The organism is Paraburkholderia sp. Cy-641, assembly GCF_011752945.1.
Taxonomy (GTDB): Bacteria; Pseudomonadota; Gammaproteobacteria; order Burkholderiales; family Burkholderiaceae; genus Paraburkholderia.
In genome coordinates, this window is record NZ_VWWM01000056.1 from 12335 (window position 1) to 25994 (window position 13660).

Here is a 13660-nt window from a genome sequence, read left to right on the forward strand (position 1 = left end):
GTAACGGGAATCAAGGGAACCCGATGGCGCTTCACCGGCAGTCGTTGGCCCCACTGCCTTTGTGAGTACTATCGCCCCCGGCAACGCATAGCGAATTAAGCTACACTGCCAGTAGAAAGACCCGCAAACGCGAGTCTTTCCGCTCATTCCGTGAAAATCCGGTGTCTTTTCAGACTGTTTTCGGGTTTTCGCAGGCATGCGCGGCAAGACTCAGGGCGCGGCAAAACGAACGGAAGTTTTCCCGGTTTTTGACGTATCGTGGCGAGCAATTCAGGCGGGCCTCGAACCGATAGAGGTATTCATAAATGAGCGAACAAATCAAACATATCAGCGACGCATCGTTCGAACAGGACGTAGTGAAATCCGACAAACCCGTGCTGCTCGATTTCTGGGCCGAATGGTGCGGTCCGTGCAAGATGATCGCGCCGATCCTCGACGAAGTCGCGAAGGATTACGCAGATCGCCTGCAAATCGCGAAGATCAATGTGGACGAGCATCAGTCCACGCCGGTCAAGTTCGGCGTGCGCGGCATCCCCACGCTGATCCTGTTCAAGAACGGCGCAGTCGCCGCTCAGAAAGTCGGCGCATTGTCGAAGTCGCAACTCACCGCGTTCCTCGACGGCAACCTGTAAAGCAACGCCGCGGCGCAGGCGGACTCGCGGCACTCAGCAAGCGCTTCCGCCAGAACGCCTGACCCGTGCGTACCCACCGGGCGTGTTGTCAGCCGGCAACACGCCCCGCGAGAAAGAGGCCACGCCGCCGCACTGGCGGAAATTGGCGTGTGCTATGCTAGAATCCGCACAACGTCGAAAAGACGTGTAAGTCTTTGAGCGTTCCGCTCACCCTCCTCCCAGATTTCATTTCGTCGCACCTTCTCCTGCGGGTTCTCCGTATGCATTTATCCGAGCTTAAGACTCTGCACGTGTCCCAATTGATCGAGATGGCCAATGGCCTCGAGATCGAAAGCGCGAACCGCCTGCGCAAGCAGGAATTGATGTTCGCCATTCTAAAAAAACGAGCCAAAGCGGGCGACACGATCTTCGGCGACGGCACGCTCGAAGTGCTGCCGGACGGTTTCGGTTTCCTGCGTTCGCCGGAAACGTCCTACCTCGCCAGCACGGATGATATTTACATCAGCCCGTCGCAAATCCGCCGCTTCAACCTGCATACGGGCGACACGATCGAAGGCGAAGTGCGCACGCCGAAAGACGGCGAACGCTATTTCGCGCTGGTGAAGGTGGACAAGGTCAACGGCCAGCCGCCGGAGGCCTCGAAGCACAAGATCATGTTCGAAAACCTGACGCCGCTGCACCCGAACAAGGTGCTGCTGCTCGAACGTGAAATGCGCGGCGAAGAAAACGTGACGGGCCGCATCATCGACATGATCGCGCCGATCGGCAAAGGCCAGCGCGGCCTGCTCGTCGCCTCGCCGAAGTCGGGCAAGACCGTCATGCTTCAGCACATCGCGCATGCGATCAAACAGAACCATCCCGACGTCAAGCTGTTCGTGCTGCTGATCGACGAACGTCCGGAAGAAGTGACGGAAATGCAGCGTTCGGTGGCGGGCGAAGTGATCGCTTCCACGTTCGACGAACCGGCCGCGCGTCACGTGCAGGTCGCCGAAATGGTGATCGAAAAGGCCAAGCGTCTCGTCGAAATGAAGAACGACGTGGTGATCCTGCTCGACTCGATCACGCGGCTCGCGCGCGCCTACAACACCGTCGTGCCGGCCTCAGGCAAGGTGCTCACCGGCGGTGTCGACGCGAACGCGCTGCAGCGCCCGAAGCGCTTCTTCGGCGCGGCGCGCAATATCGAGGAAGGCGGCTCGCTGACCATCATCGGCACGGCGCTGATCGAAACCGGCAGCCGTATGGACGACGTGATCTACGAAGAGTTCAAGGGCACCGGCAACATGGAAGTGCACCTCGAGCGACGCCTCGCCGAGAAGCGCGTCTACCCGTCGATCAACCTGAACAAATCGGGCACGCGCCGCGAAGAGTTGCTGATCAAGCCCGAAGTGCTGCAGAAAATCTGGGTGCTGCGCAAGTTCATCCACGACATGGACGAAGTCGAGTCGATGGAATTCCTGCTCGACAAGATCCGTCAGACGAAGAGCAACTCCGAGTTCTTCGACATGATGCGTCGCGGTGGCGGCAGCTAACGCATGACGACGCATGACGACGCATGCTGGCAGTATGTAAAGGCTGGCGACTGCATCATCGAAGGCAAAACCGTTCGCGATCCGCGAGCGGTTTTTTTTCGCCTATGCCGCTTGCTCCGCGCATCGTCAGCGTCATCAAACATGCCCGTCTATCCGTTCAAGTGTCGACACGCTCGGCACCGGCGCGCCGCTGGGATCAGCGTCGGACCGGCATCGGTTCACGCTGCATCGGAGTCGCCTCGCGGAAGCCGCGAGTCCGTACAATCCGGTGTACCGGAACACGCTCGCGAGTCGCACGACCAGCGCGGATGCTCGCGCGGCAGACAAGCTTTCCGGCTTCGCCCAACGGTTTTAATCCGCTGATCGGCGTCGCGCTACGCGGCGCCCTGTTCACCGTGCAGCAAAAACAGATCGACTAGAGGTAGGCTCACGCCATGCTCTCGAAACTCACCGACTGGCTCGGCACACGCCGCCGCGAGCGCGCGCTGCGCGATTACGCAATCGACGAGCCGCTGTGGCAGGCCACGCTCGACGGCTTGCCGTTTCTCGCGCATCTCGATGCGCCCGATCTCGCGCGGCTGCGCGAGCTGACGAGCCTGTTCATCGCGCAAAAGGAGTTCTCCACCGCGCACGAACTGGAGCTGACCGACGCAATGACGGTCGGCATCGCCGCGCAAGCCTGCCTGCCCGTGCTGAACCTGGGCCTCGATCTGTACCGCGGCTGGGTCGGCGTGATCGTCTATCCGGGTGAGTTCGTGATTCGCAAGACCGTCGAGGACGAAGACGGCGTGGTCCACGAGATCGAGCACGATGCGAGCGGCGAGGCGTGGGAAGGCGGGCCGGTGGTGCTGTCGTGGGAAGACGCGCAGATGACGGACGGCACCGACGCGTACAACGTCGTGATCCACGAGTTCGCGCACAAGATCGACATGCTGAACGGCGAAGCGGACGGCCACCCGCCGCTGCTGCGCCGCTGGCACGCGCCGCTCGATAGCGGGGCATGGGCCGACGTGTTCGACCACGCGTACGACCAGTTCTGCGCGAAGGTCGACGCGGTGCCGGAACACCGCTGGGCGCGTTTCGAGCGCGACTCGCTGATCGATCCGTATGCGGCCGATCATCCATCGGAATTTTTTGCCGTGTGCAGCGAGGCGCTGTTCGTGCGGCCGCAAGCGTTCGAGGCCGAGTATCCGGAACTGTACCGGCTGCTCGCGCGCTACTACCGGCAGGACCCGGCGCGCGTGAGGCTGAGCTTCGCGCCGGTTTGATGGCAGCGCCGGGGGGCCGCCGGCGCCATTCAATGAGCCGAGGCAAGGCCAGCAGAAACCGCTGGCAGAAAATTCGCCAAGCAACTGATTTTCTGGCATAATCGCGGTTTTTCGACCGTAGGCAAGTGGCTCGCGCCTGAAGGCAGTCCGATTATCGAGGCTGCACGCGGGTTGGCTACCGCCAGATTAAAGGAAAGACCATGAAAGAAGGCATTCACCCGGATTACCGCGAAGTCCTGTTCATCGACATGTCGAACGACTTCAAGTTCGTGACGCGCTCGACCATCCAGACGCGTGAAACCGCCGAATTCAACGGCAAGACCTACCCGCTCGCAAAGATCGAAGTGTCGTCGGAATCGCATCCGTTCTACACCGGCCAGCAAAAGATCATGGACACGGCAGGCCGCGTCGAGAAGTTCAACAAGAAGTTCGGCGCACGCGCTTCGGGCAAGGCAGCAAAGTAATACCGCATCGTCGCTGGCCTCGGGCCGGCAGCGAAGCAAAAAAAGGGCAGCGCGAGCTGCCCTTTTTCGTATCGCCCACTTTCGCCTGCGTTTGGGCACGCGTTTGTGTCCGATTCTGTGTCCGATTTTGTGTCCGCGTTTGTAGCCGCTTCCGCTCACCGCCCTGCTCACTGCCGCACGCTCCCTTGCGTTCCCGCGCGTGGCTCCGTTTGCGCCACCGCTATCGCCACTGTTACAGCACGCATAAGGACGTTGCCGGCCGTTACCGCCCGTGACGCGCATCGCACGGCACGTCTACAATGCCGGATGCTCGAGACGGGCCCTTCCGCCCTGACCCGCCGGCCCGCTCCGGCTGCATCGCCTATCCAATACCGACACACCGCATGAGACCTGTCGTTCGCCTCACTGCCTCAGCAACCAGTGCCTTGCCGCGCTGGCTGCTGCTGACCATCTGTATCGTCTACGCATCGTTCGGCCTGTTCGGTCGCGACCCGTGGAAGAACGAGGACGCAGCCGGCTTCGGTGTCATGTGGACCATGGCGAACGGCGGCGCCCACGACTGGCTGCTGCCGAACCTCGTCGGCAAATATATGACCGAGGACGGCCCGCTCGGCTACTGGCTCGGCGCCAGTGCGATCCGCGTGCTCGCGCCGTGGGTCGATGCGAGCAACGCCTCGCGCGTATTCACGGGCCTGCTGTTCTGCGCGGGCTGCGCGTTCGTCTGGTATGCCGCTTACCTGCTCGGCCGGCGCGCCGAGGTCCAGCCGTTCAAATATGCGTTCGGCGGCGAGCCGGAACCGCGCGACTACGGCCGCACGCTCGGCGACGGCGCGCTGCTGATCCTGCTCGCATGCTTCGGCCTCGCCGAGCGCGGTCACGAAACCACGCCGCAACTCGCGCAGTTCGTCTGCATCGCAATGCTCGTGTACGGCCTCGTGCGCATGATCGACAAGCCGATCCAGGGCGCGCTGATCTGGGGTCTCGCGATCGGCCTCGTCACGCTCGCGAGCAGTCCCGTGCTGGTCGGCGCGCTGCTGCTCGGCACGCTCGCGATGACGCTGATCGTGCGCGAAACGCGCTCGCGCTGGCTGCTGCTCGCGGGTCTGCCGGTCGCGCTCGTGCTCGCGATATCGTGGCCGCTCATCGCCATCGCCGCCTTCCCCGACGACGCCGTCTGGTATCTGAACCAGTGGGTCCACGTCAGCCTGATTTCGTTCGCGGGGCCGCCCGGCTCGGTCGCCGCCTATGCGCTGAAAAACCTGCCGCTCTTCACCTGGCCCGCATGGCCGCTCGCGCTGTGGTCGTGGTTCAGCTGGAAGGGACTGCGCCGCGCGCCGCACGTGGCGATTCCGCTCTCGGTAATCGGCCCGCTCTTCGTGCTCGTCGTGCTGCAAAGCCATCAGTCGAACCGGCTCTACATGCTGTTGCTGCCGCCGCTCGCGGTGCTGGCGACCTTCGCGCTGCCGACGCTCAAGCGCGGCGCGATCAACGCGATCGACTGGTTCGCACTGTTGAGCTTCACGATTCTCGGCAGCTTCGTGTGGCTCGTGTACGTGGCCAGCCTCACCGGTTTTCCGCATCCGCTCGCGCGCAATCTGGCTCGGCTCGCGCCGGGCTTCGTGCCGCAGTTCAAGATTCTCTCGTTCGTGTGCGCAGTGGCCGTGACGGTGTGCTGGTTCGTGCTCGTGCGCTGGCGTCTCGCGCGTCATCCGAAGGTGCTGTGGCGCAGCGTCGTGCTCTCGAGCGCCGGCACCACGCTGATGTGGGTGCTGCTGATGACCCTCTGGCTGCCGGTCGTCAACTACAGCCGGACCTACCGCGACGTCGCGCAACAGATCGCGAGCCATCTGCCCGAGGACTACACCTGCATCTCGCCCGTGCGGCTCGGCAATGCGCAGATCGCGACCTTCGCCTATTTCGGCGACATGCACTTCGCGTTCGACCAGGACTGCGACGTGATCCTGCGCCAGGACACGCAGGAGTACGGCGATCCGAGCGCGATGCCCGACTACATCTGGAAGCTCGTCTGGGAAGGCCGCCGCGCCGCCGACCGCGACGAACGCTTCCGCCTGTACGTGCGCATCGACCGTCCGAAGCCGCCGCCCGGCAAGCGGCGCGGCTGGCGCAAGAGGCTCGACTGACGATGTTCGCCGACATACGGAAAATCGCCGCGCTCGCGTGGCCCGTATTGATCGGCCAACTGGCGATCATCGCCTTTGGCGTGATCGATACGGCGATGGTCGGCCGCTACTCGGCCGTCGATCTGGCCGCGCTCGGTCTCGGTTCGTCGATCTACGTGTCGGTCTATATCAGCCTGACCGGCATCCTCACCGCATTGCAGCCGATTGCCGCGCAGCTCTACGGCGCGCGCCGCCATGGCGAGATCGGCGAGGAAGTGCGCCAGTCGTTCTGGCTCGCCGCCGCGCTGACCGTGATCGGCTTTCTGATCCTGTTCTTTCCGGGGCCGCTGCTGGCACTCTCCCGCGTGCCCGAGGCGCTGCACGAACGCACGCTCGCGTATCTGCGGATTCTCGCGTTCGGCCTGCCCGCCGGCCTCGCGTTTCGCGTCTACAGTTCGGTCGCCAATGCGCTCGGCAAGCCGCGGCTCGTGATGTTCCTGCAGATCGGCGCGCTGCTGCTCAAGATTCCGCTCAATACGTGGCTCATTTTCGGCGGCCTCGGTGTGCCAGCGCTCGGCGGTCCCGGCTGCGCGCTCGCGAGCACCACGATCAACTGGGGGCTCGCCGTGCTCGGCATGCTGCTGCTCGTGCGCGTCGACGTGTTCAGGCCGCTCGGCATCTTCACGCACTTCTGCTGGCCGGTCTGGAAGCGCCAGGCAGCACAGTTGCGGCTCGGCATTCCGATGGGGCTGTCGTACCTGATCGAAGTCACGTCGTACACGTTCATGGCGCTCTTTATCGCGCGCTTCGGCACAACGACGCTCGCGGGGCATCAGATCGCCGGCAACATCGGCGCGGTGCTCTACATGACGCCGCTGTCGATCGGCATCGCATCGTCGACGCTCGTCGCCCAGGCGCTCGGTGCGCATAAGCCGGACGCGGCGCGCACGCTGTCGCGTCACGGCATCGCGATGGCGGTGGCGATCGCCTGCTGCTATGGCGCGCTCGTGCTTCTGCTGCGGCCGTATATCGTCGACGGTTATACGACCGACGCGCAGGTCGCGGCGAAGGCGTTGCCGCTCGTGCTGATCGTCGTCTGCTATCACCTGTTCGACGCGTTGCAGATCTCGACCGCGTTCGTGTTGCGCGCCTACAAGGTGGCGGTCGTGCCGACCGTGATCTATGCGGTTGCGCTGTGGGGCGTCGGGCTCGGCGGCGGCTACCTGCTCGGCTTCGATACGACCGGCGTCACGCCACCGTGGCTGACCGGCGCGCGCGGCTTCTGGGTCGCGAATACGGCGAGTCTCGCGCTGGCCGGAATCGGCCTGTTCGTGTACTGGCGCTTCGTGAGCCGGCGACATATGCGCGAAGCTGTAGGAATGAAGGTGGATTCGGCTGCGCGATAAAGCGGCTGTGGGTAGCTGCGTGTGGTTGCGGGTAGGATCGGGAGAAAGCGGGGTTTGAATCGGAAGATTCAAACGGCAACGGCGAATTCTCGCAACGACGGCTTCAAGGAGACTATGCAGACCATGCTATCCGGCTGGCAAAAAGTTTAAATATTGTCCGCCGCGATTTACTTGTCTCGAAACGATCGGTATAAATCGTCCGCGTTCGCAAATAAGGGCCGGCGATTTGTTCTATGCTTAAGCGCAGCGCCGCTCGACAGAATGCGTCGTCCGTTCCCGGCTAACTTTTTTTGCCCTCAATGGAGTGCTTGCCATGCTGAAGAAGCTTTTAATGCTTTGCGTTGCTGTGGCTTTGTCGCTGTCGGCCGGTTTTGCCGCAGCCGTTGAAGTGAATTCCGCCGATCAGGCGGGGCTTGAATCGGTCAAGGGCATCGGCCCCGTGCATGCGAAAGCGATCATCGACGAGCGGACCAAAAACGGCCCGTTCAAGGATGCCGATGATCTCGCCGCGCGGGTGAAGGGCATCGGCACCAAATCGGTCCAGAATCTCGAAGCGGCCGGCCTGACGATCAACGGCTCGTCCGCGCCGCCGACCGGCGCGAAGGCATCCACGAAATCGGCCAGCACGAAGGCCGCACCGGCAGCGGCTCCGGCTGCGACCACGGCGGCTCCCGCGCCGACCACCGCCGCACCCGCGGCTACGACCGCAGCATCGGCACCGGCTGCCACGACCGCACCGGCCGCGCCCACGCAAGCGTCCGCGGCGAAACCGTCGAAGTCGAAGAAGAAGAGCAAAGCCGCCGCAGCCGAGGCAGCGGCCGCATCGGCACCGGTAGCCGCTGCGAGCGCGCCGGCTGCCGCATCCGGCACCAAGGCCTCGAAGAAGAAGGCGAAGAAGAGCAAGGCGGCATCGGCCGCCGCGGCTTCCGGCGCATAACGCTGCCGCAGACGTACCGAAGCCCTACCGCAGCAACGCATCGAGCAGCACGAGCAGCAACACGCCAGGACGTGGCCGGCGGCATCGCGAATCCATGCTGCAAGGCCGTGCGTCAGGCCCGCGCAACACGCGAACGAATGCAGACGATTCACGCGTAACGTGCGTGGCCAAGCCGCCCGCCACCGTTCTTCCGTTTCAACGTGCCGCGCAACCGCGCGGCGCTTTCACCCGCCAGGCCGCCATGCGCGCGCCGGCATTCAAGAGAGACCGTCATGAGCCTACTCGACACTATCGGTTCCCTGATTGGCAAGTCGCCCGAAGGCGGCGGCCAGCAAGCGCTGATCGCAGCCGCGCTCGAATTCGTCAACAACCAGCCGGGCGGCCTGAACGGCCTGGTCCAGCGCTTCCAGGAAAAGGGCCTCGGCGACGTCGTGTCCTCGTGGGTCGGCAACGGCGAGAACCAGCCGATCGCCGCCGATGCGCTGCATGGCGTGCTCGGCTCGGAAGCCGTGACCAGCCTCGCCGCGAAGGCCGGCATCCAGCCCGATCAGGTGACGGGCCTGCTCTCGCAGATCCTGCCGCACGTCGTCAACGCGGCCACGCCGGAAGGCGAAGTGCCGGCCAGCGGCCAGTTGAACACGACCTCGGTGCTCGGCGCACTCGGCGGCATCGCATCGCTGCTCGGCAACAAGGGCAACGCTTAAGCGCGGCGATTCGCTCGCAACCCGGAACCCGCGGCGCGCGCCCAAGCCCGCGGGCAAAAAAAGCGGCAACGAAGTTTCCTTCGTTGCCGCTTTTTCATTGCGGCGGCGGGAGCCGCTCGATCAACGCCCCGCCAACCCTGCTACCCGGCGTGACAAGAGCACACCGCGCTCAATGCACGACGCGGTCGAACACCAGTTTGCCGTCTTCCATTTCGACCGGAATCACATCCTTCGGACCGAACTTGCCGGCCAGAATCAGCTTCGCGATCGGGTTCTCGATCTCCTGCTGGATCGCGCGCTTCAACGGCCGCGCGCCGAACAGCGGGTCGTAGCCGACCTTGCCGATGTGTTCGAGCGCCGCGTCCGATACCACCAGTTGCATGTCGAGCTTGGCAAGCCGCTCGTGCAGTCGCTGCAACTGAATCCGCGCGATCGACTGGATGTTCGAGCGATCGAGCGCATGGAACACGACGACGTCGTCGATCCGGTTCAGGAACTCGGGCCTGAAGTGCAGCTTCACCTCTTCCCACACGGCGTCCTTCACCGCTTCCTGCGACTCGCCGACCATCGACTGGATCACCTGCGAACCGAGGTTGGAGGTCATCACGATCACCGTGTTCTTGAAGTCGACGGTGCGGCCCTGGCCGTCGGTCATGCGGCCGTCGTCGAGCACCTGCAGGAGCACGTTGAACACGTCCGGATGCGCCTTCTCGATCTCGTCGAGCAGGATCACGCTATACGGCTTGCGGCGCACGGCCTCGGTCAGATAGCCGCCTTCCTCGTAGCCGACGTAGCCCGGCGGCGCGCCGATCAGACGCGCGACGCTGTGCTTCTCCATGAACTCGCTCATGTCGATACGAATGAGGTGCTCTTCCGAATCGAACAGGAACGACGCCAGCGCCTTGCACAGCTCTGTCTTGCCGACGCCGGTCGGCCCAAGGAACAGGAACGAGCCATACGGACGGTTCGGGTCCGACAGACCCGCGCGCGAGCGGCGGATCGCATCGGCCACCGCGTTGATCGCCTCGTCCTGGCCGACCACGCGCTCATGCAGCTTCGACTCGATCTGCAACAGCTTCTCGCGCTCGCCCTGCATCATGCGCGACACCGGAATGCCGGTGGCACGCGAGACGACCTCGGCAATTTCTTCCGCCCCCACCTGCGTGCGCAGCAGACGCGGACGCTTCGGACTGTTCTGCTCTTCGGCTTCGGCGCGCGTCACTTCCTTCAGTTGCGCTTCGAGCCCCGGCAGCTTGCCGTACTGCAATTCGGCGACCTTTTCGAGCTTGCCCTCGCGTTGCAGACGCGTGATTTCCGCGCGCGTCTTCTCGATCTCTTCCTTCAGTTGCGCGCTGCCCTGCACCGTGGCTTTTTCCGCGGTCCAGATTTCGTCGAGGTCCGAATATTCGCGGTTCAGGCGCTCGATTTCCTCTTCGATCAGTTGCAGACGCTTCTGCGAGGCTTCGTCCTTTTCCTTCTTCACCGCTTCGCGTTCGATCTTCAGCTGGATCAGGCGACGGTCGAGCCGGTCCATCTCTTCCGGTTTCGAGTCGATTTCCATCTTGATCTTCGAGGCGGCTTCGTCGATCAGATCGATCGCCTTGTCCGGCAGGAAGCGGTCGGTGATGTAGCGATGCGACAGCTCGGCCGCCGCGACGATCGCCGGGTCGGTGATGTCGACGCCGTGGTGCAGCTCATAGCGCTCCTGCAAGCCGCGCAGGATCGCGATGGTCGCCTCGACCGACGGCTCGTCCACCAGCACCTTCTGGAAGCGGCGTTCGAGCGCGGCATCCTTCTCGATGTACTTGCGGTATTCGTCGAGCGTCGTTGCGCCCACGCAATGCAGCTCGCCGCGCGAGAGCGCCGGCTTCAGCATGTTGCCCGCGTCCATCGCGCCCTCGGCCTTGCCGGCGCCGACCATCGTGTGAATCTCGTCGATAAAGACGATGGTTTGCCCTTCGTCCTTGGCGATGTCGTTGAGCACGGCCTTCAGGCGCTCCTCGAACTCGCCGCGATATTTGGCGCCCGCGAGCAGCGCGGCCATGTCGAGCGACAGCACGCGCTTGTTCTTCAGCGTTTCCGGCACTTCGCCGTTGACGATGCGCTGCGCGAGCCCTTCGACGATCGCGGTCTTGCCGACGCCCGGCTCGCCGATCAGCACCGGATTGTTCTTGGTGCGGCGCTGCAGGATCTGGATCGAGCGGCGGATTTCGTCGTCGCGGCCGATCACAGGGTCGAGCTTGCCGGCGCGGGCGCGCTCGGTCAGGTCGATCGTGTATTTCTTGAGCGCCTCGCGCTGGCTTTCGGCGTCCTGGCTATGCACCTGCGAGCCGCCGCGCACCGCGGCGATCGCGGTTTCGAGCGCCTTGCGCGACAGGCCGTGCTCGCGCGCGAGACGGCCGGCCTCGCCCTTGTCGTCGGCGACCGCGAGCAGGAACATCTCGCTCGCGATGAACGTGTCGTTGAGCTTCTGCGCTTCCTTGTCGGCCTGATTCAGCAGACCGGTCAGTTCGCGGCCGATCTGCACGTTGCCGTCGGTGCCGCGCACTTGCGGCAGCCGCGTGATCGCGTCGTTCAACGCGGTGAGCAGCGGCTGCACGTGCACGCCGGCGCGCGAAAGCAGCGAGCGCGCGGAACCGTCCTGCTGCGCGACGAGCGCCGACAGCACGTGGACCGGTTCGATGTACTGATTGTCATGACCTACAGCCAGGCTCTGGGCATCCGCCAGGGCTTCCTGGAATTTAGTGGTGAGTTTGTCGATTCTCATCAAGAGACCTCCAATTTCGATTACCACCAAAATGAGGCGTTTTATTGGGGTTTCAAGCGCTTTTTTGGCCTCGGGCGCAACTATTTAACATTTGAGCGAAAGAACCAACGTGATCGCGCCCCACTGCGGCAAGCGGACGGGTTGTCGGCCCGCCTGGGTGCTGGATCTGGCGCGAACTCGCCCGGTTCGGCTGGCTTTTTTGTCCGGCTGGTTTGGCTGCGGCGAACGCCGGGCTGCGGATGCTGGGCTGCCACCGCGTGCGATCGCTGTTACCGGCAAAAGGCCCGAAGGCCAAGAAAAGCCGCAAGCGGCGCCTGCGGTTGCGCGATTTCGTCGATCGTATAGTGATTGGATGCGACAAGGAAGGCCCGGCTCGCCGCTTCGCGCGCAGCGCGCGGGCGGCATGGCGAAGTCATCGTTGCAAGGCTGCGGCAAACGGCCCCAGGCTTGCCGGGGATCACCGCCGCGCCCTAAGATGCATGGCTGGCGGCGCCGAGCCTCGTGTCATGTCCGGCAAGCTTTAATCTTTTGTATGCCAAGCAAGGTATTCGCAGCGTGCTTCCGATCGTTGCGGAAACACTGGCGTACCGCCCCCGGCGCCCTCGTCGCGGCTGGCGTAAAAAACGCCACTGCGGGGCCTGCCGGTCGGCAGCCGTTCGCGGCACGGCAACGCCCCGCCTTGCTCAGCAACCGAATTTTTCTGGAATTTGCATGAATCCGTCTTTTCCCGCCACGCCGCCGGTCGAGCGCGCGGCCGAACCCACCGAGGCGAATATCCGCGAGCTCGTCTACGGCTTTTACGATCGCGTGCGCGCCGATGCGCTGCTGGGTCCCGTCTTCGATGCGAAGCTCGCGGGCCGCTGGGACGATCACCTGCCGAAGATGTGCACGTTCTGGGGCTCGCTCGTGCTCGGCGCGAAGCAGTATCGCGGCAATGTGCAGCAGGCGCACCAGCCTCTCGAAGGCATCGAGCCGCAGCATTTCAGCCGCTGGCTGTACCTGTTTCTCGATACCGTCGAATCGCGCTACCAGCCGGCCGCGGCGATCCGATTCATGGAACCGGCGCTGCGCATCGCGCAAAGTCTGCAGTTGAGCCGTTTTGGGTGGGACTACAAGATTCCGGCGGAGCAGCAGGCGCTGCTCGAACGCGTCGCGCCGAAACGCCGTCCGCGTGACGATGACGGCGATCATCCGGTCCGGCCCGCCGGCGAGCCGTTTCCGGTGCCGATTGTGGGCCGGTCGCGCGACGAGTGAGATGGGTTGCGCGGACGGTGGCGGTATTGCGGGCGCAGCCCGCAGTCAAGCAGGTCGCAAAGCGGTCCGCAACCAACGAGCCTCTACGCGCCCTTCCGGTTCCCCGACTCGATACCCCAGCGCGCCAGCGCCGCATCGTCGGTCACGCGCGCATCGACCCAGCGCTCGCCCGCGTCGGTTTTCTCTTTCTTCCAGAACGGCGCCTCGCTCTTCAGATAGTCCATCACGAACTCGCACGACGCAAACGCGTCGCCGCGATGCGCGGCCGTCGTCGCGACGAGCACGATCTGGTCGAGCGGATAGAGCTGGCCGACCCGATGCACGATCAGCACCTCGATGCCCGGCCAGCGCTCGCGCGCGCGCTCGACGATCGCTTCCAGCGACTTCTCCGTCATGCCCGGATAGTGTTCGAGCTCCATCGTCTCGACCGCGCTGCCTTCGTTCAGGTCGCGTACAGTGCCGACGAAACACGCGACCGCGCCGATCTTCGGATTGCGCGCGCGCAACGCGGCCACCTCGGCGCCGAGGTCGAAGTCTTCGGTCTGGACGCGAACGGGCATGAGCGGCTCCTCGGGCTTT

At 64.0% G+C, this 13660-nt stretch carries 11 protein-coding genes; 9 read left to right on the forward strand and 2 right to left on the reverse strand.

Annotation, left to right across the window (positions count from 1 at the left end; genetic code table 11):
• The first annotated feature begins 305 nt into the window (after positions 1-305).
• From trxA to F3J20_RS25105, 8 genes are all read left to right on the forward strand, one after another.
• Positions 306-632, forward strand: a complete 327-nt coding sequence (trxA, locus tag F3J20_RS25070; RefSeq protein WP_006048864.1) for a thioredoxin TrxA — start codon at positions 306-308, stop codon at positions 630-632.
• 260 nt (positions 633-892) lie between these two features.
• The gene (rho, locus tag F3J20_RS25075) at positions 893-2161 is read left to right on the forward strand and encodes a transcription termination factor Rho (RefSeq protein ID WP_167038483.1); all 1269 of its coding nucleotides are present in this window, start codon (positions 893-895) and stop codon (positions 2159-2161) included.
• Positions 2162-2595: 434 nt separating this feature from the next.
• Positions 2596-3429, forward strand: a complete 834-nt coding sequence (locus F3J20_RS25080) for a M90 family metallopeptidase (protein WP_167284863.1) — start codon at positions 2596-2598, stop codon at positions 3427-3429.
• 200 nt (positions 3430-3629) lie between these two features.
• Complete coding sequence (locus tag F3J20_RS25085) at positions 3630-3893, forward strand: type B 50S ribosomal protein L31 (protein WP_012400355.1); 264 nt, start codon at positions 3630-3632, stop codon at positions 3891-3893.
• 383 nt (positions 3894-4276) lie between these two features.
• Positions 4277-6034, forward strand: a complete 1758-nt coding sequence (locus F3J20_RS25090) for a glycosyltransferase family 39 protein (RefSeq protein WP_167038487.1) — start codon at positions 4277-4279, stop codon at positions 6032-6034.
• 2 nt (positions 6035-6036) lie between these two features.
• Entirely contained in the window at positions 6037-7419 is a 1383-nt protein-coding gene (locus F3J20_RS25095) for an MATE family efflux transporter (RefSeq protein ID WP_167284865.1), read from the forward strand.
• 313 nt (positions 7420-7732) lie between these two features.
• A complete protein-coding gene (locus F3J20_RS25100; RefSeq protein ID WP_167284867.1) occupies positions 7733-8356 on the forward strand; it encodes a helix-hairpin-helix domain-containing protein in 624 nt (207 codons plus the stop codon).
• Between the two features lie 272 nt (positions 8357-8628).
• On the forward strand, positions 8629-9060 hold the full coding sequence (locus tag F3J20_RS25105) for a YidB family protein (protein WP_167038493.1): 432 nt from the start codon (positions 8629-8631) through the stop codon (positions 9058-9060).
• 169 nt (positions 9061-9229) lie between these two features.
• Here F3J20_RS25105 and clpB read toward each other — a convergent pair whose 3' ends face one another.
• Positions 9230-11827 (reverse strand): ATP-dependent chaperone ClpB, encoded by a 2598-nt coding sequence (gene clpB / locus F3J20_RS25110; protein WP_167284868.1) that lies wholly within the window; start codon positions 11825-11827, stop codon positions 9230-9232.
• A 711-nt stretch (positions 11828-12538) separates the two neighbouring features.
• On the opposite strand from clpB, the gene F3J20_RS25115 reads away from it, so the two are divergent.
• On the forward strand, positions 12539-13081 hold the full coding sequence (locus tag F3J20_RS25115; RefSeq protein ID WP_167038497.1) for a group III truncated hemoglobin: 543 nt from the start codon (positions 12539-12541) through the stop codon (positions 13079-13081).
• An 83-nt stretch (positions 13082-13164) separates the two neighbouring features.
• Here F3J20_RS25115 and F3J20_RS25120 read toward each other — a convergent pair whose 3' ends face one another.
• The gene (locus F3J20_RS25120; RefSeq protein ID WP_167284870.1) at positions 13165-13641 is read right to left on the reverse strand and encodes a molybdenum cofactor biosynthesis protein MoaE; all 477 of its coding nucleotides are present in this window, start codon (positions 13639-13641) and stop codon (positions 13165-13167) included.
• Between the last annotated feature and the right edge of the window lie 19 nt (positions 13642-13660).